The 22396-nt window shown below is 76.0% G+C and carries 20 protein-coding genes and 1 pseudogene; 9 read left to right on the top strand and 12 right to left on the bottom strand.

Annotated features, from left to right (window positions below):
• The first annotated feature begins 111 nt into the window (after positions 1 to 111).
• A complete protein-coding gene (locus ACZ56B_RS03745; protein WP_468785855.1) occupies positions 112 to 795 on the top strand; it encodes a maleylpyruvate isomerase family mycothiol-dependent enzyme in 684 nt (227 codons plus the stop codon).
• A gap of 156 nt (positions 796 to 951) precedes the next feature.
• Positions 952 to 1659: a copper homeostasis protein CutC gene (locus ACZ56B_RS03740; RefSeq protein WP_468785853.1), complete on the top strand. Its 708-nt coding sequence runs from the start codon at positions 952 to 954 to the stop codon at positions 1657 to 1659.
• Between the two features lie 371 nt (positions 1660 to 2030).
• Here the strand turns inward: ACZ56B_RS03740 and ACZ56B_RS03735 are convergent, their stop codons facing one another.
• Together ACZ56B_RS03735 and ACZ56B_RS03730 are read right to left on the bottom strand one after the other, a co-directional pair.
• Positions 2031 to 4094, bottom strand: a complete 2064-nt coding sequence (locus ACZ56B_RS03735; protein WP_468785851.1) for a HelD family protein — start codon at positions 4092 to 4094, stop codon at positions 2031 to 2033.
• Between the two features lie 199 nt (positions 4095 to 4293).
• Positions 4294 to 5184 carry a helix-turn-helix transcriptional regulator gene (locus ACZ56B_RS03730; protein ID WP_468785849.1) on the bottom strand — a complete coding sequence of 297 codons (891 nt, stop codon included), beginning with the start codon at positions 5182 to 5184 and terminating at the stop codon, positions 4294 to 4296.
• A gap of 93 nt (positions 5185 to 5277) precedes the next feature.
• On the opposite strand from ACZ56B_RS03730, the gene ACZ56B_RS03725 reads away from it, so the two are divergent.
• The 3 genes from ACZ56B_RS03725 (at position 5278) to ACZ56B_RS03715 (ending at position 7036) form a co-directional block, all read left to right on the top strand.
• Positions 5278 to 6150, top strand: a complete 873-nt coding sequence (locus tag ACZ56B_RS03725) for an aldo/keto reductase family oxidoreductase (RefSeq protein ID WP_468785847.1) — start codon at positions 5278 to 5280, stop codon at positions 6148 to 6150.
• Between the two features lie 156 nt (positions 6151 to 6306).
• The gene (locus tag ACZ56B_RS03720; protein ID WP_468785845.1) at positions 6307 to 6492 is read left to right on the top strand and encodes a hypothetical protein; all 186 of its coding nucleotides are present in this window, start codon (positions 6307 to 6309) and stop codon (positions 6490 to 6492) included.
• A gap of 175 nt (positions 6493 to 6667) precedes the next feature.
• A complete protein-coding gene (locus ACZ56B_RS03715; RefSeq protein WP_468785843.1) occupies positions 6668 to 7036 on the top strand; it encodes a hypothetical protein in 369 nt (122 codons plus the stop codon).
• A gap of 52 nt (positions 7037 to 7088) precedes the next feature.
• Here the strand turns inward: ACZ56B_RS03715 and ACZ56B_RS03710 are convergent, their stop codons facing one another.
• Positions 7089 to 8732 (bottom strand): DNA repair helicase XPB, encoded by a 1644-nt coding sequence (locus ACZ56B_RS03710; RefSeq protein WP_468785841.1) that lies wholly within the window; start codon positions 8730 to 8732, stop codon positions 7089 to 7091.
• Between the two features lie 522 nt (positions 8733 to 9254).
• Entirely contained in the window at positions 9255 to 11888 is a 2634-nt protein-coding gene (locus tag ACZ56B_RS03705; RefSeq protein ID WP_468785839.1) for a helicase-associated domain-containing protein, read from the bottom strand.
• A gap of 131 nt (positions 11889 to 12019) precedes the next feature.
• Between ACZ56B_RS03705 and ACZ56B_RS03700 the strand changes: the two genes are divergently transcribed.
• Both ACZ56B_RS03700 and ACZ56B_RS03695 read left to right on the top strand, forming a co-directional pair.
• Positions 12020 to 13135 carry a hypothetical protein gene (locus tag ACZ56B_RS03700; protein WP_468785837.1) on the top strand — a complete coding sequence of 372 codons (1116 nt, stop codon included), beginning with the start codon at positions 12020 to 12022 and terminating at the stop codon, positions 13133 to 13135.
• A 38-nt stretch (positions 13136 to 13173) separates the two neighbouring features.
• Positions 13174 to 13896: an HAD family hydrolase gene (locus tag ACZ56B_RS03695; protein ID WP_468785835.1), complete on the top strand. Its 723-nt coding sequence runs from the start codon at positions 13174 to 13176 to the stop codon at positions 13894 to 13896.
• Here the strand turns inward: ACZ56B_RS03695 and ACZ56B_RS03690 are convergent.
• Positions 13875 to 14123 carry a hypothetical protein gene (locus ACZ56B_RS03690; protein ID WP_468785833.1) on the bottom strand — a complete coding sequence of 83 codons (249 nt, stop codon included), beginning with the start codon at positions 14121 to 14123 and terminating at the stop codon, positions 13875 to 13877. The genes ACZ56B_RS03695 and ACZ56B_RS03690 overlap by 22 nt on opposite strands.
• Before the next feature lie 165 nt (positions 14124 to 14288).
• On the opposite strand from ACZ56B_RS03690, the gene ACZ56B_RS03685 reads away from it, so the two are divergent.
• Positions 14289 to 14672: a cold-shock protein gene (locus ACZ56B_RS03685; protein ID WP_184823755.1), complete on the top strand. Its 384-nt coding sequence runs from the start codon at positions 14289 to 14291 to the stop codon at positions 14670 to 14672.
• Positions 14673 to 14717: 45 nt separating this feature from the next.
• On the opposite strand, the gene ACZ56B_RS03680 is transcribed toward ACZ56B_RS03685, so the two are convergent.
• From ACZ56B_RS03680 to ACZ56B_RS03665, 4 genes are all read right to left on the bottom strand, one after another.
• The gene (locus ACZ56B_RS03680) at positions 14718 to 15620 is read right to left on the bottom strand and encodes a 1,4-dihydroxy-6-naphthoate synthase (protein ID WP_468785831.1); all 903 of its coding nucleotides are present in this window, start codon (positions 15618 to 15620) and stop codon (positions 14718 to 14720) included.
• Positions 15617 to 16366, bottom strand: coding sequence for a futalosine hydrolase (locus ACZ56B_RS03675; RefSeq protein ID WP_468785829.1), 750 nt, complete (start codon positions 16364 to 16366; stop codon positions 15617 to 15619). The genes ACZ56B_RS03680 and ACZ56B_RS03675 overlap by 4 nt, the downstream gene beginning before the upstream one ends.
• Complete coding sequence (locus ACZ56B_RS03670) at positions 16330 to 16833, bottom strand: DUF2771 domain-containing protein (RefSeq protein ID WP_468785827.1); 504 nt, start codon at positions 16831 to 16833, stop codon at positions 16330 to 16332. Before ACZ56B_RS03670 ends, ACZ56B_RS03675 begins: the two co-directional genes overlap by 37 nt.
• Positions 16834 to 16896: 63 nt before the next feature.
• A complete protein-coding gene (locus ACZ56B_RS03665) occupies positions 16897 to 18330 on the bottom strand; it encodes an MFS transporter (protein ID WP_468785825.1) in 1434 nt (477 codons plus the stop codon).
• Between the two features lie 348 nt (positions 18331 to 18678).
• Between ACZ56B_RS03665 and ACZ56B_RS03660 the strand changes: the two genes are divergently transcribed.
• On the top strand, positions 18679 to 19605 hold the full coding sequence (locus tag ACZ56B_RS03660; protein ID WP_468785823.1) for a DUF3027 domain-containing protein: 927 nt from the start codon (positions 18679 to 18681) through the stop codon (positions 19603 to 19605).
• 97 nt (positions 19606 to 19702) lie between these two features.
• Here ACZ56B_RS03660 and ACZ56B_RS03655 read toward each other — a convergent pair whose 3' ends face one another.
• The 3 genes and pseudogenes from ACZ56B_RS03655 to ACZ56B_RS03645 all read right to left on the bottom strand — a co-directional run.
• Positions 19703 to 20371 carry a histidine phosphatase family protein gene (locus tag ACZ56B_RS03655; RefSeq protein ID WP_468785821.1) on the bottom strand — a complete coding sequence of 223 codons (669 nt, stop codon included), beginning with the start codon at positions 20369 to 20371 and terminating at the stop codon, positions 19703 to 19705.
• A gap of 83 nt (positions 20372 to 20454) precedes the next feature.
• Complete coding sequence (locus ACZ56B_RS03650; protein WP_468785819.1) at positions 20455 to 20883, bottom strand: nuclear transport factor 2 family protein; 429 nt, start codon at positions 20881 to 20883, stop codon at positions 20455 to 20457.
• Positions 20884 to 21355: 472 nt separating this feature from the next.
• Positions 21356 to 22291 (bottom strand): annotated as a pseudogene (locus ACZ56B_RS03645) (hypothetical protein); the annotation flags it as partial.
• Positions 22292 to 22396 lie beyond the last annotated feature (105 nt).

Genomic DNA, 22396 nt, shown 5'->3' with positions numbered 1-22396 from the left:
TACCGATCACCGTCGCACCCTGCCCGGGAGAGGAGAGGGTGCGCAACTGCTTTCCTCCTCCGGACCCCGCGAGCCCGGCCCGATCCCGACGGAAGGCCTTAGCGTGGCCCCATGACGACTCCTGCGGATGTGCGGAACGTACGAGACCCCGAACTGCCCGGGCGGCTGCTGGCCGTCGAGCGGGACGCGCTGATCCCGTTGCTGCGGGGCAGGGCGGAGGAGGACTTCGCGCGGCCGGTGGCCGCCTGCCCGGGCTGGACGGTGCGGGACGTGCTGGCGCACTGCTCGGCCGCGCTCACCCGGGTGGTGGAGGGGCGGTTCGAGGAGGGCGCTTTCTCGCCCGCCGCCAACGACCGGGACATCGCCGAGCGGGCCGGCTGGACGAACGGCCGGGTCCTCGACGAGCTGGAGCGCGGGATGACCGGGGCCGGGCCGGTGATCGCGGAGGCGGGCGGGCCACTGGACGCCGTCGCGCTGGGCGAGTGGGTGCACGCCGGGGACGTGCGCGAGGCGTTCGGGGAACCGGGCGCGTACGCCGGTGCCGGGCTGCCCCACGCGCTCGCCCTGCTGGCCCAGGTCACGGGTGCCCGGGGGCACCTGCCGCTGCACGCCGACCTCGACGACGCCGACGAGCCGCTGCGGCTGGGCGACGCCTCGGGGCAGCGGCCCCCGGCGCGCTACATCGGGGACGGGCCGACCCTCGTGCGGCTGTACGCGGGGCGGCCGGTGGCCGACGGGGCGTCGTACGAGCTGGCCGGGGCGGAGGCGGCGGAGCTGAACATCTTCGGGGACTGAATCGGCCACCTCGCGCGGCCGCGGGCACCTCGCGCGGCGGTGGGGGAGCGGTTCCCCGGTGTGCGGGCGTAGGCTTGGATTGGACTAGACCTGTAGCCGCCGTCCGGTGCCGGTGGACGCCGGCGCACGCCGATGAACGCCGATGAATGGGGCCCCATGAGCAAGCAGCGCGCAGTCCTGGAGGTGATCGCCCTCGACGTCGAGGACGCGGTCGCCGCCCAGGCGGGAGGTGCGGACCGCCTCGAGCTGGTCACCGACATGGTGGCCGACGGGCTCACCCCGCCGGCCGCCGTCGTCGCCGGGATCCGCGGGGCCGTCGACCTCTCGCTGCGGGTGATGCTGCGGCTGTCGGACGGGTTCGCGGCGGGCGACGTCGACCGGCTGGTGGGCGCCGCGCGCACGCTGCGCGAGGCCGGGGCGGAGGAGTTCGTGCTCGGGTTCCTCGACCGGGACGGCGGGGTGGACCTCGGCGCGGTCGAGCGGGTCGTCGGCGCCCTGGACGGCTGCCGGTGGACCTTCCACCGCGCGATCGACCGGGCCGCCGACCGGGACGCCCTGCGCAAGCAGCTCGACGGCCTGCCCGGCCTCGACACCTACCTCACGGCGGGCTCCCCGGCCGGCGTCGACGACGGGCTGCCGACGCTGCTCGCCGAGGCCCGCCGCCGGGGCGAACCGGGCTACGAGCAGCGGCTGCTGGTGGGCGGCGGCCTGCGGCTGGAGCACGTGCCCGCGCTGCTGGCGGGCGGCGTCGACGGCTTCCACATCGGCGGGGCGGCCCGGCCGGACGGCTGGGACGGACCGGTCTCGGCGGAGGCCGTCGCACAGTGGCGCCGGGCGGTGGACGGCCACGGACCCGGAGCCTGACGCCGACGGCGACCGGACCCAGCCGGGCGCGGGGACCCGCGACCGGCGGCCGGATGCGAACGGGTGCGGTGACCGGCGGCCTGCGGCCGGGTACGAACGGGTGCGGGATCGGCGGCCTGCGGCCGGGTACGGCCGGGTGCGGGAACCGTCAGCGGACGGTCGCGGGTCCGGGAGCAGACCGCGACCGGCGGCCGGGTACGGAACCCGCCGGCACCCCGCGGCACCCCGCCCACGGGGTTGCTGCCGTCCGTCCGGTGCGGGAGCTGCTTGCCGGCCGCCCGGTGCGGGAGCCGGTCGCCGCCGTCCGGTGCGGGAGCCGGTCGCCGCCGTCCGGTGCGGGAGCCGGTCGCCGCCGTCCGGGCCGGGCGCGGTCAGCCCAACTGCTCCGGCAGCGGGGCCGCGTGCGTCACGACCAGTCCGGAGACCGCCCGGGTCAGGGCCACGTACAGGCGGCGCAGGCCGGTGCGTTCGTCGGGTTCGCCGTCGACCACGGCCCGGGGCTCGTCCAGGACCACGTGGTCGTACTCCAGGCCCTTCGCCAGGGACGCCGGCACCAGGGTCAGCCGGGTCTCGCGCGTGGTCTCCTCGCCGGGGCCGACCGAGGCGATCCCGGCCGCCGCCAGCTCACCGGCCAGCTCCGGGATCCGGGCGTCCGCGGCGATCAGGCCGACCGAGCCCTCGCGGCGCAGCAGTTCGCGGCAGGCGGCCACCACGTCGCCGGCCCCCTCGACCCGGCGGACCTCGAAGAAGCCCGGGTTCTCCCGGATCGACGCCACCGGGGTCAGGCCCGGCGCGATGTGCGGGAGCAGCCGGGAGGCGTACGCGATGACGTCCGTCGGCACGCGGAAACCGGCCGTCAGCTCCTCGATCACCGCGTCCCGCTTGCCCAGGTGCTCCAGCGCCTCCTCCCAGCTCCGCGTCGCCCACGGCGTCGTGCCCTGCGCCAGGTCGCCGAGGACGGTGGCCGAGCCGGTGGAGCAGCGCCGGCCCACCGCCCGGTACTGCATGGGGGACAGGTCCTGCGCCTCGTCGAGCACCACGTGCCCGAGCGAGGGCGTGCGCCGGATCAGGTCGGCCGCCTCGTCGATCAGCACCGCGTCCGCGGGCGAGAACTTCGCCGACCTCACCGACCGGGCGGGCTTCGCCCACAGGATCGCCTTCTGCTCGTCCGCGTCGAGCAGTCCTTCCGCGTGCTCCGCGAGGAACTCCGCGTCGCCCAGCAGCCGCAGCACCAGCTTCGCCGGATCGACGGCCGGCCAGACGGCCTTCACCGCCGCCCTCACCGCGCCGTTGCGCGCCACCGCGTCCTGCACCCGGTCGTCCGGCGCCTCACCGGCCCGCTCCATCCGCACCAGCACGGCGTGCGCGATGCGCTGCGGCAGCGCCTCGCGGGCCGCGTCGTAGCGGATGCCGCGGTCGAGCAACTCCCGGACGATCTCCTCCAGTTCGTACGCCGGGATCCGCCAGCGGCGCGAGCCGCGCACCACCACGACCGGCTCGGTGGGCAGCGTGACGTGGGAGTAGAGGGCCCTGCGCAGCACCTGCGCCATCCGGGCGTCTCCCTTGACGACGGCCGCCGCCGCGTCGTCCGTCCCCCGCACCTCCACGTGCGCCACCAGGTCGTCCACCGTGGCCTGCGCGACCGTCAGCTCGCCCAGCGCCGGGAGCACCTGCTCGATGTAGTGCAGGAAGGACCGGTTCGGCCCGACGACCAGCGTGCCGGTGCGGGCCAGCCGCTCGCGGTGGGCGTACAGCAGGTAGGCCACCCGGTGCAGGCCGACGGCGGTCTTCCCGGTCCCCGGGCCCCCCTGCACGCACACGCTGCCCGCCAGGCCGGCCCGTACGATCTCGTCCTGCTCGGGCTGGATCGTGGCGACGATGTCCCGCATCGGGCCGACGCGCGGACGCTCGATCTCCTGCTGGAGCAGCCTGCTGGTGGCCGCCGCCTCGGCCGGGTCGGACAGGTGCTCGTCCTCGTACGCGGTGAGGTCGCCGCCGGTGTAGCCGAAGCGGCGGCGCAGCGCGATGTCCATCGGGTCCTTCCTGGACGCCCGGTAGAACGGCTGCGACACCGGCGCACGCCAGTCGATCACCATCGGGTCGCCGTCCGCGTCGTGCACGTGGCGGCGTCCGATGTAGAACCGCTCGCCCCCGGCCCCCTCCGCCTGCTCCGACCCCGGCGCGCGCAGGTAGTCGAGCCGGCCGAAGAACAGCGGGGTGTCGCCGAGGTCGGCCAGCGCCTTGACGCGCTCCTCGATCTGGCGCTCGAGCACGGCCGCGTTGACCCAGTTCGCGGTGACGTCGCTGATGTCCAGGGACTCGACGTCCGCGCGCATCGCGCGCAGGGCGGCGCGGGACGCGGCGAGGTGGGCGCGCTCGCGGGAGAGGGCGTCGTGGCCGGCCGCCGCGGACGCGGCGGGGTGGTCTGCGGACATGGGCGCGGACACAGGGGTGCCTCCGGGAACCTGCTGGGTGGCTGCGGGATGCCGGCCGGTTTCCGTCCGGGCGGCGGCGCTCCGCGAGGGAGGCGGGCAAGGGCGGAGATTCTAGGGCGCTCGGCCGGTGCGGTCCAAACGGTTTTCGCGCCGCGCGGGCCGGGCGCGGTGGACGCGTCCGCGACCGTGCCGGTGCCGGTCAGGCCGTACGGGGTGAGCCGTCCGCCGTCCGCGTGCCGGGAGTGCCGGTCGGCCGCCGCACCGGCTTCGTGGTCAGCGAGGCGAGCAGGGCGAGCCGCTCGGCGTCCTCGGTCCCCGGCGCGGCGTGGTAGAGCGCGAGCATCACGCCGTCGGGTCCGTCGACGTCCAGCTTGGACAGGGTGAGGCTCAGCTCGCCGACCTGGGGGTGGTGCATCCGGATCGGCTTGTCGACGACCGGCCGCACGTCGTGGCGTGCCCACACCTTCCGGAACTCGGCGCTCGCCAGGGAGAGTTCGCCGACGAGCCGTACGACCCGCGGGTCGTCGACGTCGGAGCCGAGCCGCCGGCGGAAGACGGCGACGCACTGGGCCGCCGTGCGGGACCAGTCCGCGTGCAGGGCCTGCTCGGCGGGGTCGAGGAAGAACGAGCGGAGCCGGTTCTCCCCCACCCGCACGCTCGGGACCAGCGCGGTGGCGAGCGGGTTGGCCGCGATCACGTCGAGGGTCCGGTCCGTCACGAACGCCGGCAGTCCGATCACGTCCAGGAGCTGTGCCGTGGCCGGGGGGACGGACGGTCGCCGTGGCCGGCGGCGGGCGGCGCGGGGCCGCGGCGCGGCGAGCTGGTGGAGGTAGGCCGTGGCGGTGTCGTCGAGCCGGAGCACCCGGGCGAGCGCGTCGAGGACCTGCGCCGACGGGTTGCGGTCGCGGCCCTGCTCCAGCCGCAGGTAGTAGTCGGAGCTGATGCCGGCGAGCATGGCCACCTCCTCGCGGCGCAGCCCCGGCACCCGGCGTATCCCGTGGGACGGCAGCCCCATGTCCCCGGGGGTCACCAACTCCCGGCGCGCCCGGAGGTAGTCACCGAGCCGGTTCTCCTCAGACATGCGTTCCATCGTAGGCGTGCGGGGCCGCGCGTCCCTGTCCCTCTCACTCCTAGGAACGGCGGGGATCTGGGCGGGCCGGCCGGTGGCGTGGACGGTGGGGGCATGAGTACTTCGACGACACCTCTCCCCGGCGGCACCTGGACGATGGGCGACCTGACCGTCACCCGGTTCGGATACGGGGCCATGCAACTGGCGGGACCGGGCGTGATGGGGCCGCCGGCCGATCGCGACGGCGCGCTCGCGGTGCTGCGCGAGGCCGTGCGCCTCGGCATCACCCACATCGACACCGCCGACGCCTACGGGCCGCACGTCACCAACCAGCTCATCCGCGAGGCGCTGCACCCCTACCCCGACTCGCTGCACATCGTCACCAAGGTCGGCGCGGTCCGGGACGAGCGGGGCGGCTGGCCCCCGGCCCGGGAACCGGACGACCTGCGCCGGGCCGTCCACGACAACCTGGAGAACCTCGGCGTCGAGACGCTGGACCTGGTCAACCTGCGGCTCGGCGACGCCACGGGGCCCCGGCCGGGCTCGCTCGCCGAGGCGTACGGGACCCTCGTCGAACTCCAGCGGCAGGGACTGATCCGCCACCTCGGCCTGAGCAACGCGACCGCCGACCAGATCGCCGAGGCGCAGGACATCGCCCCGTTCGTCTGCGTGCAGAACCAGTACAACCTCGCCCACCGCCAGGACGACGACCTCGTCGACCGGCTCGCCGGGCAGGGCATCGCCTACGTGCCGTACTTCCCCCTCGGCGGCTTCAGCCCCCTGCAGTCCTCGACGCTGTCGGCCGTGGCCGCCCGGCACGGCGTCCGCCCGATGTCGGTCGCCCTCGCCTGGCTGCTGCACCGGTCCCCCAACATCCTGCTGATTCCCGGGACCTCGTCGGTGGCGCACCTGCGGGAGAACATCGCCGGCGCGGGCCTCACCCTGTCCGGGGAGGACCTCGCCGCGCTCGACACGATCGGCCGCTGAGCACCCGGCTCCTCGGGCGGGCCCCGCGGCGCCCCCTGGGGGACGCCCCGTCCCGCCCGAGGAGGACGGGCTCACCCCCGAGGCGTACGCGGGGGCCGTGCGGATCGGGCCTTTGGACCGATGTCCGCCGGATGCCCGGAGAGTCACCCTGGAGGCATGAGCGCAGCGACCCTCCACCCCGCCCCGCCGGTCCGGCCGACCGGCGCCACACCGATCCGGGGCGGCGCCCGCCCGCACCGCCTCGGCGACGTCCTGCGCGCCGTGGGGGTGTTCCTCGGCGCCGCCTTCGACGTGGTCGTCCTCGGCGAGTACGGCGAGGAGGCGGGCGTCCGCCGCAGGTGACGGCCGGCGCCCCCGCCCCCGCCGGCCCGCGGGGATCCCGCCCGCACGGGCCCGGCGTGCGGACGGACCTGCCCGTGCGGGCGGACCTGCCCGTGCGGACTGAGTACGCGCACGCGTACCGGGCTGAGTACCCGCGCCGGTGCGCCGACCGCCACCGGGCCGCTTCACTGGCCGCATGGATCCCCGCTCCCCCGACGCCCCGCCGCACCCGGCCGGCCGGGACCCCCGCGCCCGGGTGGCGCCCACCGTCGCGACCGCGCTCCTGTCGGTCCTGGGACCGGCGGCGCTGCTGCTCGGCGGGCTGTCCGGCATGGCGACGGACAGCTGCGGTCCCGACGACTGCTCGCGGGCGCTGACGACCTCCCTGGCCCTGATCCACGGCACCCTGTTCTTCGGCGGCCTCCTCACGGCCGGCACCTGGCTCGCCGCCTGGCTGCTTCCGCGGACCCACCGCTGGTCGGTCCCGCGCGTCCTGCTCGCCGGCCTCTCGCTGTTCCCCCCGGTGCTGGTCCTGGTGCTGGTGTTCACGCTCCCCCCGGGGTGAACCACGGGGGGAGCGGGGGAGGGGGGATCCGCAGCGGGCGCGGGGCGACCGCTCAGTTCCCGGCGAGGATCTCGTCCGCGTCCACGATCCGGTACGCGTACCCCTGCTCCGCCAGGAACCGCTGGCGGTGCGCCGCGAAGTCCTGGTCGACGGTGTCCCGGGCGACCACGGAGTAGAAGTGGGCCCGGTGCCCGTCGGCCTTCGGCCGCAGCACCCGGCCGAGCCGCTGGGCCTCCTCCTGCCGCGACCCGAAGGTGCCCGACACCTGGACGGCCACCGTCGCCTCCGGCAGGTCCACCGAGAAGTTCGCGACCTTGGACACCACCAGCACGCTGATCTCGCCCTGCCGGAAGGCCTCGAACAGCTTCTCCCGCTGGGCGTTCGACGTCTCGCCCTTGATCACCGGCGCGTCCAGGTGCTCGCCCAGCTCGTCGAGCTGGTCGATGTACTGCCCGATGACGAGGATCTGCTGACCGGCGAAGCGCCGGACGATCGCCTCCGTCACCTTCCGCTTGGTCGCGGTCGTCGCGCAGAACCGGTACTTCTCCTCCGTCTCGGCGGTGGCGTACGCCAGCCGCTCGGAGTCGGTGAGGTCGACCCGGACCTCCACGCAGTCGGCGGGCGCGATGTAGCCCTGCGCCTCGATCTCCTTCCACGGCGCGTCGAACCGCTTCGGCCCGATCAGCGAGAACACGTCCGACTCGCGGCCGTCCTCGCGCACCAGCGTCGCGGTCAGCCCGAGCCGCCGCCGGGCCTGCAGGTCCGCCGTGAACTTGAAGACGGGGGCGGGCAGCAGGTGCACCTCGTCGTAGACGATCAGGCCCCAGTCCCGGGAGTCGAACAGCTCCAGGTGCGGGTAGACGCCCTTGCGCCGGGTCGTCAGCACCTGGTAGGTGGCGATGGTGACGGGACGGATCTCCTTCTTCGTCCCGCTGTACTCGCCGATCTCGTCCTCGGTCAGCGAGGTCCGCCGCACCAGCTCGTGCTTCCACTGCCGGGCCGAGACGGTGTTGGTGACCAGGATCAGCGTGGTGGACCGCGCCTGCGCCATCGCGCCGGCGCCGACCAGCGTCTTGCCCGCGCCGCAGGGGAGGACGACCACACCGGAGCCGCCGTGCCAGAAGTTCTCCACGGCCTGCTTCTGGTACGGCCTGAGCGCCCAGCCCTCCTCGTGCAGCTCGATCGGGTGCGCCTCGCCGTCCACGTACCCGGCGAGGTCCTCGGCGGGCCAGCCCAGCTTCAGCAGCACCTGCTTGATCTGCCCGCGCTCCGAGGGGTGCACGGCCACGGTGTCCGGGTCGATCCGGGCGCCGACGAGCGGGGCGATCCGCTTCGAGCGCAGCACCTCCTCCAGGACCGGCCGGTCGGTCGTGGTCAGGACGAGGCCGTGCGCCGGGTGCTTGACCAGGCTGAGCCGGCCGTAGCGGTCCATCGTGTCGGCGATGTCCACCAGCAGCGCGTGCGGCACCGGGTAGCGGCTGTACTGCACCAGCGCGTCGACGACCTGCTCGGCGTCGTGCCCGGCCGCCCGCGCGTTCCACAGGCCGAGCGGGGTCACCCGGTAGGTGTGGATGTGCTCGGGCGCCCGCTCCAGCTCGGCGAACGGCGCGATGGCGCGGCGGCAGTCGCCGGCCTGCTCGTGGTCGACCTCGAGCAGCAGGGTCTTGTCGGACTGGACGATGAGCGGACCATTCACGCGCGGTTGCCTTTCTGCGACGGGCTCGGCACGGGCACAGCACGGCCAAACGTCCAGTCTGCCCGACGGCCCGCGTCCGGTGCCCCGGGCGGACCGGGCCACTTCGGCTCGGGCGGCGTGAGGTTGTTCACCGGGGCCCCTCCTCCCCGGCCGGCGGCCACGGGCGCGGGCCGGTCCCGGGGACGGGGACCGGCCCGCGAGAAACGCGAGAAACGGAGAGTGTCGGACCGTGAGGCGTGCCGGAGGGCCACGCTCCTCCGGCACGCGGGGAGCCTTCCTTTCTGTCGTGGTCGAACGGGCTCCGGCGGTCCCCGGGCCCGTTCAGGACACCCGGTGGCTGCCCAACGCCGCGCGGGGTGATGCGCGGGGCCCCGCAGGCTCGCACGACCGGGGGAAAACCCGGCGTGGCGCGCATGGAAGGCGCCGTACACCCGGAAGTGGGCCCGGAAGTGGGCCCGGGAGGAGCCCGAGCGGCACGAGGGGCCCGGGGGAGCGCGCGGGGACGGGGCGCGGGGCCGGGGGTCAGCCCGCGTCGTCCGCCAGCTCCGCGACCCCCGTGATCCGGTGCAGCGGATAGGTGCGGACCCCGTCGGCGGTGTGGTCGTACGCCGTGACGAAACCGCCCTCGACCCGGACCGGGGCGATCACGCGCTGGCTCGCCGCGCCCTCGGCGTTGACGTAGCCGATCCACAGCGCCTCACCGGTGAGGACGGCGGCCTGCAGGGTGGCGAGGGTGTCGGCGGCCCCGGTGCGCGGCGGTTCGCCGCCCGGGACCCGGTCCCCGGCGGGCGTCCGGCGCGGGACGGTGGAGGCGAGGTCGCCGGCCCGGACGGCCCGGACCGCGGCCGCGAGCAGGGCGTCGTCGGGGACCGGCGGCCCCTCCGGGACCGGCTCGGGCGCCGAGCGCGGCGGGGTGCGGTGGGCGTCGGCACGCGTGACGAGGACGTCGCCCTCGGCGGACTCGGCGGCCGGCGCGAACCCCATCGCGCACAGCCCCTCCAGCAGACCGGCCGGATCGGTCCGCGCGGCCAGCACGGTCGGCGCGAGCCGGCGCAGCCCCAGCCCGGCGGCCCGCCGGTCGGCGAGGATCTCGTCCAGCAGGCCGTCGTCGTCGCAGCGCACGTACGCCGAGGCGGCGCCCACCCGCAGCCGCCCGTGCCGGCGGGCCACGTCGTCGATGAGGTACGTCAGCGGCTGCGGCACCGGCGTGCGGGAGTGCGCGGCGAGGAAGGCGTGCAGGTCGGCGGCGGTCCGTCCGGCGTCGAGGGCGCGGCGCACCGAGCCGGGCGTGAACCGGTAGACGGTCGCGCCCCCCTTCGACTCCACGTCCGCCAGCACCCCCAGCAGGTCGGCGAGCGGCCGCTCCAGGGGACCCGGCGCCACCGCCGTCAGGTCGGCCTGGAGGAGCACGTGGTCCAGCGGTTCGGGCAGCAGCGGCGCGAGCAGGCGGGCGGCGGCGGAGGCGGCCGCGGCCTGCTCGGCGGGGGAGAGCGGGGGCGGCGGCGGGGCGGGCCGGTGGTGGACGGGCAGCTTGTCGCCCGGCCCCTCCGGTTCCGCCTCCGGACGCCGGGGCGCGGGCGCCCCGATCAGGGCGCGCCCGTGCGCGGACAGGGCGCCGCGCCCGGTGATCCCCAGCAGCTCGGCCTCGTCGAGCGTCCACCGGGCGATCCGCGACCGCAGGTCGTCCCCGCCGCCGGCCGGCGGGGGCTCCGCCGCGCCGCGCCCGCCCTCCGCCGGGGAACCGGCCGGCCCGCCCCGCCCGCCGCGCGGCGGGCGCTCCCACCGCAGCCGCGCCAGGACCGACCCGGGAACCGGCGCGGCCCCCTCCGGCAACCCGGCCAGCAGCGTCAGCACCCGGTGCCGCACCTCGGGCGCCGCCGACCGGTCCAGCCCCGGCCCCAGCGCCGACAGCGGACGGTCCTTCGCGTCCCGCCCGCCGACCAGCCCGGCCGTCCGGGTCGCCGCCAGCCACGCCGTCGCCAGCCGCGCCCACCGCTCGGCGGCGGGCCGCTCGCGCCACTCGTCGTACGCCGGGGTCGGCGCGTACCGTTCCTCCTCCCCCGCTGCCCTGACGCCGTGGGAGGTGCCCCCGCCCCCGTCGGAGGCCAGCAGCCCGGCCGCGTGGGCGAGCTCCACCCAGAACGCGGCCACCGGCTCGGCCACGTCCAGGGCGACGGCGGTCCGCTTCAGGTCCCGCACGCTCAGGCCCCCGGCCCGCAGCACCGCCGGACCGCCCCGGTCCCAGTCCTTCAACAGCTCCTCGACGGTCGCCAGCGCCGTGTACGCCTGCCCCGCCGCCGTCGCGTCCACGACCCGGGCGGGGTGGACGGCGGCGGTCCCCACGGGCGGCGGCACCGGCTCCGGCACGCGGTGCGCGCGTCCGCCCCGCAGGTGCAGGGCCACCTCGCGCGGCAGGACGACCGTCCCGGGCGCGGTCGGCAGCAGCAGCCCCCGGTCCAGCAGCCAGCGCAGCCGGGGCGCGGGATCGGCGGTGACCTGTCCGTACGGCGGGCCCCACACCAGCCGGTCCAGCACCTCCACGGACTCGTGCGGCGCCTCGTCGAGCAGCGCGGCCATCCGCGTCCGGTCGCGGAACAGGGCGGCGAGGGAGGCGACGGCGGAGACGGAGTCGTGCGTGGACGGCAGCCCCGCCGTCGTCACGATCTCCTGGATCCGTCCCGGCGACATCCCGGCGGCGGCCTCCTGCACCGACGGGCCGAGCCCCGTGGGCGACGGGTGCCGCGGCGACGGCGACAGCAGCTCACGGGCGGTGCGCACCAGCCGCAGCCGGTCGTCGCCGCCCCACACCAGGGCCTGTTCGCGCAGGGTGCCGAGGGCGTGCGGCAGCGCGGCGGCGACCGCCGGGTCGCCGTCGTCGCCCGCCAGCAGCCCGAGCAGCTCCTCGTACGTCGCCGGGTCCGCCGCCACGGCCAGCGCCTGGGCCGTCTGCAGCACGAACCGGTCCAGCCGCTCCAGCGCCCGGACGACCGACGCCCGGGTGCCGGCCCGGGTGGCGAGCTGGGTGAGGTCGGTGGGCACGGGCGTGATGAGGTCCGGCCGGCTGCGCAGGAGCGCGGCCAGGGAGGCGTCGTCCCTCCCCCGGAGGGCCTCCGCGAGGGATCGGGGGGCCGTCGCGGGTTTCTCCTCGGTGCTCATCGGCTTCACGGTAGCGGGTGGGTGCGCCGGTGCGGGGCGTGGAGTTGGGACGGCCTGCCGGACTCGCGGTACGGTCGGCGGTACCGTCGTGCGACGGGGCGTCCCAACGCATCCGCCCCGGAGGGGACTTCGTGGGTATCGAGAGTGACCAGGTCGTCTACGAGTACCTGAGCCGCGTCGGCGACGTGGCGCAGCGGCGGCAGCTGCCGTCGGCGGCCCGCATGCGCCTGGTCGCCCACCTGCGCGACGAGATCGACCGGCGCCGCGCGAAGGCGGTGGTGGACTCCCCCGCCGCCGTCCGGCGCATCATCTCCCGCCTCGGCAGCCCGGACGAGGTCGTCGCGGCGGCCGCCGACGGCGCGGGCGGTGCCGCCGGCTCCGCCGGCGCGGGCACGCCCGGCCCGCCCGTCGCCGTCCCGGTCCAGCGGGACCGCGCGCCGGCCGGCGGGCACGGCGGCCCCGGGGAACGCCCGAAGGGCGTCCTGCGCCGGGTCGTCCCCCGCCCCCGCCCGGCCGAGAGGACCGGGAGGACCGAGAAGGCCGGGAGGACCGAGAAGGCAGGGAGGACCGAGAAGGCCGGGAAGCAGGGGCCGGCCCCCTTCGGGGCGCCGTCCCCGCCGCACCGGGCTGGCACGGACGAACTCGGGGACAGCGCCACCCAGCCCGACTGGTGGCGGGTGGACGACAGCCCCTTCGGAGCCGGCGACACGGTGCCCGGCTTCGTGGGCGGCGTCGAGATCCCGGAACTGCTCAAGCCCCCGCCGGCGAAGGGGGCGCCGGAGGACGACGACACCGAAGGCCCCGGCGACCCCGGCGCCCCCGCGGCGGACGCGGCGCCCGGGACCGCCGCGCCCGAGGGCGGCGCCCCCGCCCGGCGCCGCCTGCTGAGTCTGCCGCGCCCGCCCTCCGGCGGCTGGCACAACCCCCTGCTCCTGCTCGCCGCGGGCCTGCTGGTCGCGGGCGCCGCGCTCGGCAACTGGTTCGCCCTGCTCCTCGGCTGGCTCCTCGCCTACGCCTCCCGCCGCCTGACCCCGGCGGAGGTGAAGGGAGCGGTCGTCGTCCTCCCCGGCCTCGCGGTCGCGGCCGGCGTCCTCTGGCTCTGGGGCAGGACCGAGGGCCGCTGGGGCGCCCCCGTCCCCGACGGCCACCTGAACGACGCCGTCGCCGAGACCTGGCCCTGGGTGGTCCGGGGCGCGGCCCTCGCCTCGGCCCTGTTCCTGGTCTGGCGCTCCCAGCGGCAGCGGTAGCGGCCGGCCCGCCGGCCGGGCTGGGCACAATGGCCCCCATGGCCTCCACGACCCCGCCCCCGCCGCAGCCGTCCCCGACCGGGTCCCGGTCCGCGTCCCCGTCCGCCTCCCCGTCCGGGATCACCGTCGGGTTCGACCTCGACATGACGCTCATCGACTCCCGGCCCGGGATCCGCGCCTGCTACCGGGCGCTCGCCGAGCGGACCGGGACGTACATAGACGCCGACCTGGCGGTCACCCGGCTGGGCCCGCCGCTCGTGGACGAACTGGCCCACTGGTTCCCGGCGGAGCGGATCGAGGAGGCGGCGGACCTGTACCGGGCGATGTACCCGACGCACGCCATCGCCGCCACGCCCGCCCTGCCCGGGGCCCGCGAGGCGATCGCGGCGGTGCGGGAGGCGGGTGGGCGCGCCGTCGTCGTCACCGCCAAGTACGAGCCCAACGCCGAGCTGCACCTGGCCCACCTCGGCATCGAGCCGGACGCCGTGATCGGCGACCTGTGGGCCGAGCGGAAGGCGCTCGCGCTGCGCGAGCACGGCGCGGCCGTCTACGTCGGCGACCACGTGGGTGACGTGCGCGGCGCGCGGGCCGCCGGCGCGCTGTCGGTCGCGGTCGCCACCGGCCCGTGCGGCCCCGCGGAACTGCGCGGGGCCGGCGCGGACGTCGTCCTCGCCGGCCTGACGGAATTCCCGCGGTGGTTCTCGGAGTACCGCGCGGACCGCTCCGGCCGCGGCCCGGACTACCTCCCGGCCCGCGCCTGACGGCGTCCCGCGGCGACCGAGCGCAGGACGCCCGCGCCGGCCATCAGGAATCCGACGCCCATGAGCATGCTCAATACGAACATGAAGGTCGGAAAAGGCGTCGTTCCGAGGAACAGCGGGGCCACCGTGACCAGAGTGGCCACGGCCCCGACGAAGAAGACGAGGGCACCGGCACGGATCAGGCCGTCACCGGGCGCGGCGGAATTCGCTTGGGTTTTGTCACGCACCGGACCAGGGTAGTTCCCAGCGCGAGGGAACAACCGGGTGACGTCTTGTATCCGGCCCGAAGACCATTAGCCTTGGACACGGCGGGTCACCACGGCCCGCCCCTGTGCTATCAAGAGCCGTTTCACCGAGCAGTTTTCCCGACGAGTACGAGGACGAGGACAGACGTGCCCACCGGCAAGGTCAAGTGGTTCAACAGCGAGAAGGGCTTCGGCTTTCTCTCCCGCGACGACGGCGGTGACGTCTTCGTCCATTCCTCGGTCCTCCCCGCCGGAGTCGAGACGCTCAAGCCGGGGCAGCGCGTGGAGTTCGGCGTGGTCGCCGGCCAGCGCGGCGACCAGGCCCTCTCCCTGACCCTGCTCGACCCGACCCCGTCGGTCGCGGCGGCCCAGCGCAAGAAGCCGGACGAGCTGGCCTCCATCGTCCAGGACCTGACGACGCTCCTGGAGAACATCACCCCGCAGCTGGAGCGGGGCCGCTACCCCGACCGCGCCGCCGGCAAGAAGATCGCCGGCCTGCTCCGCGCGGTCGCCGACCAGCTGGACGTCTGAGGCGGCCCGGGACCCGCCCGGAAGGACCCGTAGGTCCCGCGGGACCTACGGGAACCGCAGCGCGTCCGGGCCGAGGGGCGGCACCAGCCCCTCGGCCGCCGCACGGGTCAGCAGCCCCCGCACCGCCGCGTAGCCGTCCTCGCCGAGGTCGGCGGTGAACTCGTTGACGTACAGCCCGATGTGCTGGTCGGCGACGGCCGGGTCCATCTCCTGGGCGTGCTCCATGACGTACGGGCGCGACGCCTCGGGGTCGTCCCAGGCCGCCCGCACGGACGTGCGGATCGCGTCGGCGAGCCGGGTCAGCGTCCCGGCGCCCAGCGACCTCCGGGCGATGATCGCGCCCAGCGGGATCGGCAGCCCGGTGGTGCGCTCCCAGTGCTCGCCCATGTCGGCGAGCCGGTGCAGCCCGTAGTTCCGGTACGTGAAGCGCGCCTCGTGGATGACGAGCCCCGCGTCGACCTTCCCGTCCCGCACGGCCGGCATGATCTCGTGGAACGGCATCACCACGATCCTGCCGACGCCCCCCGGGACCACGTCCGCCGCCCACAGCCGGAACAGCAGGTACGCCGTCGACCGCTCGCTCGGCACGGCGACCGTGCGCCCGGTGAGGTCCACGCCCGGCTCCCGGGTCAGCACCAGCGGCCCGCACCCCCGCCCCAGCGCGCCCCCGCAGGGCAGCAGGGCGTAGTCGTCGAGGACGTACGGCAGCACCGCGTACGACACCTTCAGCACGTCGAGCTCGCCGCGCTCGGCCATGCCGTTGGTGAGGTCGATGTCGGCGAAGGTGACGTCGACGGCGGGCGCGCCGGGGACGCGGCCGTGGGCGAGGGCGTCGAAGACGAAGGTGTCGTTCGGGCAGGGCGAGTACGCGATCCGCAGCCGCCCGGCCGCCGGGCCGGACCCGGCCGTCGTGCCGGGTGCGGGCGTCGTGTCGGGTTCGAGTGTCATGCCGGTTTCCACCTCTCCAGTACGGGTGCGAGCTTCCCGAATCCCTCGGTGAGGGCGGTCAGGGCGTCGCCGATGCGCCAGGCCTCCCGGTCGCGCGGGCCGACGGGGTTCGACACCGCCCGCACCTCCAGCACGGGCACCCCGTGCGCGGCGGCGGCCTCGGCGACGCCGAAGCCCTCCATCGCCTCGGCGAGGGCGCGCGGGTGGCGGGCGCGGAGCCCGGCGGCGCGGGCGGCGGTCCCGGTCACCGTCGACACGGTGAGCACGGTGCCGGTGAGCGCGCCGGACGCGGCGGCGGCGTCGCGGACCAGGCCGGCCGGCGGACGGTGGGTGACGGTGCCGAAGCCGAGGTCGGTGACCGGCAGGAACCCCTCGGCGGTCTCCGCGCCCAGGTCGGCCGCGGTGATCTCGTCGGCGACGACCAGGGAGCCGAGGGGCGCCTCGGGCGGGAAACCGCCGGCGATCCCGGCGCTGACGACGAGACCGTAGGGGGCGCCGCCCAGGGCGGCCGCGGTGAGGGCGGCGGCGGTGGAGGCGGCGGCGAGGGCGGGACCGACACCGGCGGCGAGCACGTCCGGGCCGGTGGGGGTGCGCAGCAGGGTCGCGCCGGGCAGCGGCACCTCGAGCGGAGGACCGGGGAACGCCTGGGCCACCGCGTCCCGTTCGACGGGGACCGCGGTGGCGACGAGGACGCGCGGCGCGGAGCGGGTCAGGAGCCGTTGTCCTTCTTCAGCCGGAAGGACCACAGGCCGGTGGCCTCGTTCTCGCCCTCCTGGACCGACACCAGGGTGGAGTTGCCCTGGGCGCCGTACTGGGAGTTGAAGAACACGCTGCCCGGGATGGTGCGGTAGGTCTTGGTGCTGGAGTCGGTCAGCGGCCGGCCGTTCATCAGGATGGTCCAGCCGCGGTCGGCGATCTCCGGGTCGACGCCGAAGCGCACGGTCTCGTCGGGGTCGACCGCGATCTCCTCGACGCCCTTGTCCTTCAGGCACTTGTTCAGGTCGGCGGCCTTCAGAGCCTCGCCCTCACCGCCGCAGGTGGCCTCGGAGTTCACCGAGGAGCTGCCCACGGTGATCGTGGACATCGCCGTCGGCTTGTCGCAGGCGGACAGGACGAGCAGTCCGGCGGATACGGCGCCTACGGTGGCGACGACACGGCGGCGTCGCACGGCGCGGTGACTCGGGGCGGCGGCGCCGCGGGGCAACGTGGTCATGCACGAAGGCTATCGGGCACGCCCGGCGGTCCTCCCACGTGGGGGTGCGGCGTGGCCGGAGCGTTACGCCACCCGCGCCCGCCCCGCGCCCCCGTGCCGGGCGGAGGCGACCAGCCCGCGGACGGTGGTCAGCCAGCCCGCGGCGACGACGGCCGCGCCCACCGCGAGCCCCAGCGGGGCGACCAGCGGCATCACGATGCCGATCGCCCCGCCCAGCACCCAGGCCATCTGCAGCAGCGTCTCGGACCGCGCGAACGCCGACGTCCGGACCAGCTCGGGCACGTCCCGCTGGATCAGCGCGTCCAGCGACAGCTTGGCCAGGGCCTGCGCGAACCCGGCGATCGCGGCCAGGCACGCCACCAGGACCACGCCGAAGAACGCCGCGGCCGTGATCGCCGCGCCCAGCACGCAGGCCACCACCGTGACGATGATGATCTCCGGGGCGCGGGCCCTGAGCCAGGCGCCGACCGCCGTGCCGAGCGCGTTGCCCGCGCCCGCCGCCACGCCCACGATGCCGAGGGACACCACGGCGCTCTGCCCGGTCATCGGGTGCTCGCGCAGCAGGAACGCGAGGAAGAAGATCAGGAATCCGGACAGGCAGCGGACGGAGGCGTTGGCGCCCAGCGCGTGGGTGACGGCCGGACCGACCGTGCGCAGCCCGGAGCGCCTGCCCGCCCTGCGGTGCGGCCCGTGCAGGTGCCGCTCGTCGGCGGCGAGCAGCGCGGTGTCCTCTCCCTTGGCGGAGTCCACCTTCGGCGGCAGCCGGAAGGACAGGAACATCCCCGCGACGAAGAGGACGAAGGCGCCGTACAGCGGCCAGCGGGGGCCGATCTGCTGCAGCCCCGCGCCGATCGGCGCGGCGATCCCGGTCGCCAGCAGCCCGCCGAGCGTGACCCGCGAGTTGGCCTTCACCAGGGAGAAGGAGGGCGGCAGCAGCCGGGGCACGACCGCGCTTCTGACCACTCCGTACGCCTTGGACGAGACGAGCACGCCGAGCGCGGCCGGGTACAGCTGGATGCTGCCGGTGACGACCGCGCCGGACAGCACCAGGGCGAGCAGCGCCCGCGCGAGCATCGCACCGGCCATCGCGGCGCGGCGGCCGTGCGGGACGCGGTCCAGGAGCGGGCCGATCACCGGGGCGAGGAGGGTGAACGGCGCCATGGTGATGGCGAGGTAGAGCGCCACCCGGCCGCGGGCCTCGTCCGTCGGCACCGAGAAGAAGACGGTGGACGCGAGGGCGACCGTGATCATGACGTCGCCGGCGCCGTTCACCCCGTGCAGTTCGATCAGCTTGCCGAGCCCGGACTCCCCGGCGCCCTGCGCGTGGGTCGCCCGGCGGATCCCGCGTGCGGTGCCGGTCACCGGGAAGCGCAGGACCCGGCCGAACGCGCGGAGGCGGCCGGCCGGCCGGCCCGTCCCGACGCGTCGGCCGCTTCCCCCGACCCTCGGGGAACCACCGGTCCCGGTGGCGTCCTGGGGTGTCCTCGCGGTAGCCACGACGTCATAGTGCCCCGAGACCCCGGTGCGTAGTGCCCTGACGCCCCCGTGGACGGTCCCCCGGACGCGGCCGTCCGTCCGATCGGCCCCGGCGACGGCGTTCCCGGGCGGCTCCGCGCGGCGCGCCGCGGCCCGGAAACCGGCGCGCGGGGCTCCGGAACAACCGTCGGTGTAGGCCCAGCGCACGCGAACAGGTAGCGTGCGTATCTCAGCCATCCCGCAGAATGGATGGAGGCGCGCCCGAGCTCGATCCGGCGCGGACGTCGACGCGGTCCTCCGGTCCGCTCCGTCCGCCCTCGCGCTGGGAGTGGCGCACTCGTGAGACGGCGTAGGAGAGAAGCGATACCTGTGAGCGCAGCGACAACGCGAAGCCGCACCCCCGACCGTCTGTGCGCCGAGGCCGTCGACCTCGCCCGCGCCGCAGCCGAGGAGGTCGCCGCGCCCGGGGTGGTCGGGGAGCACCAGGGGATGGTCTCCGAGGGCGACCGCGTGGTCACGCACTTCTTCGAGTGCAGGGAACTCGGCTACCGCGGCTGGCGCTGGGCCGTCACCGTCGCCCGCGCCTCCCGCGCCAGGATCGTCACCGTCGACGAGGCGGCCCTGCTGCCCGGCCCCGACGCCGTGCTCGCGCCGGAGTGGGTGCCGTGGAGCGAGCGGCTGCGCCCCGGCGACATGGGCCCCGGCGACCTGCTGCCCACCGACGCCGACGACCTGCGTCTGGAGCCCGGTTTCACCGGCGCGGACGAGCCGCCGCCCAACTCCGCGGTCCCCGAGCAGCTCGCCGACCTCGCGGAGGCCGAGGACGCCGAGGTCACCGCGGGTTCCCCGGCCGAACCGGTCACCGCCCCCTCGCGCGGCTCCATCGCGGCCGTCGCGGAGGAACTCGGCATGCGCCGCGCCCGGGTGCTGTCCCGGTACGGCCTGCACACCGCCGCCGACCGCTGGGAGGAGGCGTTCGGCGCCAAGACCCCGATGGCCCAGGCGGCCCCCGCCTCCTGCGTCAGCTGCGGCTTCCTCGTCCCCATCGGCGGCTCGCTCGGCCAGGCCTTCGGCGTGTGCGCCAACGAGTTCTCCCCGGCGGACGGCCGCGTGGTCTCCCTGGGGTACGGCTGCGGCGGCCACTCCGAGGCCGCGGTCATGCCCAAGCCGCCGCAGCCCGCCCCGCCGGTGATCGACGAGACCCGCGTCGACCCGTTCCCGCTGCGTCCGGCGTCGGACTCGGGGTCGGTCCCGGCGACCGAGGACGAGGCGTCGGCGGAGCTGGGACACTCCTGACCCCCGGACCCGGGGCACCCCTGATCCCCGGAGCCGGGGCACTCCCGGCCCCCGGAGCCGGGGCACTTCCCGGAGCGCCCCGGGCCCCGGACCGCGCTCAGCGGTCGGCCGCGCCGACCGTCTCGCCGGCGGGGCCGTCCGCCCCGGGGACGCTCCCCTCGGGCCCGAGGGGGCGGCCCTCCCAGTGCAGCGCCCGCCAGCCCCGGTCGGGGGACCCGGAGAGGACGACGACGCCGGTGTTGCGCAACTGGTGCCCGGCCGCGTACGACACGCCGACGTTCTCCGCCCGGGCGGCCACCCACATGCGGATCGCGGCGCCGTGGCTGACCATCGCCACCGTTCCCGCCCCGGTCCCGGCGGCCTCCTCGACGACGGCGTCGAAGCGCCCGAGGGCCTCCACGCCGTTCTCCCCTCCCGGCATGCGCAGCCCGGTGTCCCCCGCCGACCAGGCCAGGGCGGTGGCGAGGTACGTCCGGGCGGCCTCGTCGTCGCCGCGCATCTCCAGATCGCCGGCGGCGACCTCCCGGATCCCGTCCCGGACCCGGACCTCCAGCCCCCGGGCGGCGGCCAGCGGCGCGGCGGTGAGCTGGGTGCGCACCAGCGTCGACGCGTAGAGGGCGTCGATCTCCTCCGCCGCCAGCGCCTCCGGCAGCGCGGCGGCCTGCCGCTCCCCCAAGGGGGTCAGTCCGGGGCCCGGCTCCGCGGTGTCCAGGAGGTGCTTGAGGTTGGAGGGGGTCTGCCCGTGGCGGATGAGCAGCAGACGCATGTAAGGGCCTACTTCCGGGGTCGCTGGTGACGTCCCCACCCACTGTGCCACCCGGCGGCGCCGCCCGGTGCCGGAGGCCGGTGCTAGAGGTTGTCCCCCCAGCCGCCCTGGATCATGGTCTGGAACGCCCACCTCCCGTCCCGCCTGATGAGGATGTCGGCGTACCGCAGCTGCTGGGAGTGGCCGCCCGCGGTCATGGTCGAGTCCGTGAACACCACGGCCATCGAGGGGGACAGGAACACCGGGGTCCGGGTGGACTCGAAGGTGATGTCCTCGCTCCCCTCTCCCATCACCTGGGTCATGGTCGCGACGAACCGCTCCCGGTCCCACTGCGCCGACCGGCCGTCGCCCGCGGAGTCGTCGCTGACCAGGTTGAGCGGGAACACCGCCAGGTCCGCCATCCGCTCGACGTCCCGCTTGCCGCTCGCCGCGTCGTACTCCGCGAACCAGGCGTCCAGGCTCGCGCGGTCCTCGGGGGTCGGGGTGTATCCGGTGTCGGGGAGGAAGGTCATGCGGGCTCCTTCGGGAGAGGACGGGGTGGGGCCGTCGACTGGACAAGTTTGAGTAGTCGGCCGAGCGAGGAATGTATACCTCTCCGGTCGTCTAGTAAAACTTGATTAGCAATCTCCGGATGTGTCCTGCGTCACGGAGCCGGGCGGGGGTCCTCTCCTCCGGGCGCCCGCCCGCCGTCCCGGCGGTTCCGGCGGGACGGGCGCCCGGGGAGCCCGGTCACCCGTCTCCGAGGATCTCCTCGGCCTTCGGTGCGGTGACGGCGCGGGCGGCCGGCAAGGCGTCGGGGGTCTGTTCGGGGCGGGGAACCAGTTCGTGTCCGTGGTCGGCCCGCGTGCTCATGGAGTCCTCCCGGGAGCGCATCGGCCAGGTCGGTCGTCCGGGGCGGTCGGGGAGTCCGGGGGCGGACATCGAAGCGTCTTTCTCCTGATCAGTGGATGTGGGCGGAGTGCGGCCGGGCGGTGTCCCGGTGCGGGCGTCGCCTGCCGACGTACGGCAGTCGCGGCAGAGGACTTCGGCCTCGGGGGCGCGGAAGGCGCGGTCGCAGCCGTCGCAGTTGCGCAGTGGGTGGCGGACGGGCGGGGGGTCGGCCGGGGCGCGGAACGGGGGCGGGGGCGGCAGGTGCGCCGTGAGGCGGTGGGCGAGGAGGGCGGCGGGGCGGCGCATGCCCTCGGGCGGGAGGTCGGCGGTCAGGGCGTGGCGCAGGGCGGTGGGGGTGACGTCGCGTTCGAGCCAGGCGGCGACGCCGGGGGCCAGGTGGGTCGTGTCGCAGACGGAGAGGAGCAGGTCCGGGTGGTGGCGGCGCAGGCCGGAGAGGAGGTCGGTGGCCTGCTGGAGGAGGGCGGGGGCGGGACGGGCGGGCTGGGGGACGGGCGGCAGGGGGCGCTTCTTGCGCGGGGTGCGGGGCTTTTCGCTCCGGGCGGGGGCCTGGGCCGGGGGAAGGGCCGGGACGGTCTCGGGCACGGGCACCGGTTCGTGGCGGCGGGTGGCCTCGCGGGTCCTCGGCTGGTTGCAGGAGACCGTGCGGGTGACGATGCGGCCGGCGGGGGTGCGGACGCGTTCGCGGCGCAGGTAGCCGTGGGTCTCCAGCTCGCGCAGGGCGGCGGCGATGCGGGTCGGGCCCTCCGGGAAGCGGGCGGCGAGCGACTTGATGTCGGCCGGGGCGCCGGTGGGGAGGGACTGGAGGTGGCAGGCCAGTCCGATCGCCAGGAGGGAGAGCTCCCGGTGCTGGGTGAGGTGGTTGCCGATCACCGTGAAGCGGGTGGTGTGGCGGGTGTTCTCGTGCGTGACGCCCGAGGGGTGGGCGGAGGAGGGGCGCACAGGAGAGCGCCGGTTCGCCCGGGCGGGGGGCCGGTTGCCGTCAAGGGCTGACCGGGAGCGCGCAGGCGCGCTAGGGTTTTGCGTATCCATCGGGAAGGTGCTTCTTCCTTGGTGGTCAGGCCCTCGCAGTGGGATGCCAGTCCCGGCGGGGGCCGAAGTCTTTTCCGGGTGGTGTCCGCTGAGCGTAGAGCCGTG

This window comes from Streptomyces sp. NPDC034670 (genome assembly GCF_055574875.1).
This window is presented reverse-complemented; position numbering and strand designations above follow the sequence as displayed.

Excerpts from the sequence above, each read along its gene's own strand:
- ACZ56B_RS03745 (WP_468785855.1), top strand. The coding sequence starts at position 112 with ATGACGACTCCTGCGGATGTGCGGAACGTACGAGACCCCGAACTGCCC.
- ACZ56B_RS03740 (WP_468785853.1), top strand. The coding sequence starts at position 952 with ATGAGCAAGCAGCGCGCAGTCCTGGAGGTGATCGCCCTCGACGTCGAG.
- ACZ56B_RS03735 (WP_468785851.1), bottom strand. The coding sequence starts at position 4,094 with ATGTCCGCAGACCACCCCGCCGCGTCCGCGGCGGCCGGCCACGACGCC.
- ACZ56B_RS03730 (WP_468785849.1), bottom strand. The coding sequence starts at position 5,184 with ATGGAACGCATGTCTGAGGAGAACCGGCTCGGTGACTACCTCCGGGCG.
- ACZ56B_RS03725 (WP_468785847.1), top strand. The coding sequence starts at position 5,278 with ATGAGTACTTCGACGACACCTCTCCCCGGCGGCACCTGGACGATGGGC.
- ACZ56B_RS03720 (WP_468785845.1), top strand. The coding sequence starts at position 6,307 with ATGAGCGCAGCGACCCTCCACCCCGCCCCGCCGGTCCGGCCGACCGGC.
- ACZ56B_RS03715 (WP_468785843.1), top strand. The coding sequence starts at position 6,668 with ATGGATCCCCGCTCCCCCGACGCCCCGCCGCACCCGGCCGGCCGGGAC.
- ACZ56B_RS03705 (WP_468785839.1), bottom strand. The coding sequence starts at position 11,888 with ATGAGCACCGAGGAGAAACCCGCGACGGCCCCCCGATCCCTCGCGGAG.
- ACZ56B_RS03695 (WP_468785835.1), top strand. The coding sequence starts at position 13,174 with ATGGCCTCCACGACCCCGCCCCCGCCGCAGCCGTCCCCGACCGGGTCC.
- ACZ56B_RS03680 (WP_468785831.1), bottom strand. The coding sequence starts at position 15,620 with ATGACACTCGAACCCGACACGACGCCCGCACCCGGCACGACGGCCGGG.
- ACZ56B_RS03670 (WP_468785827.1), bottom strand. The coding sequence starts at position 16,833 with ATGACCACGTTGCCCCGCGGCGCCGCCGCCCCGAGTCACCGCGCCGTG.
- ACZ56B_RS03655 (WP_468785821.1), bottom strand. The coding sequence starts at position 20,371 with ATGCGTCTGCTGCTCATCCGCCACGGGCAGACCCCCTCCAACCTCAAG.
- ACZ56B_RS03650 (WP_468785819.1), bottom strand. The coding sequence starts at position 20,883 with ATGACCTTCCTCCCCGACACCGGATACACCCCGACCCCCGAGGACCGC.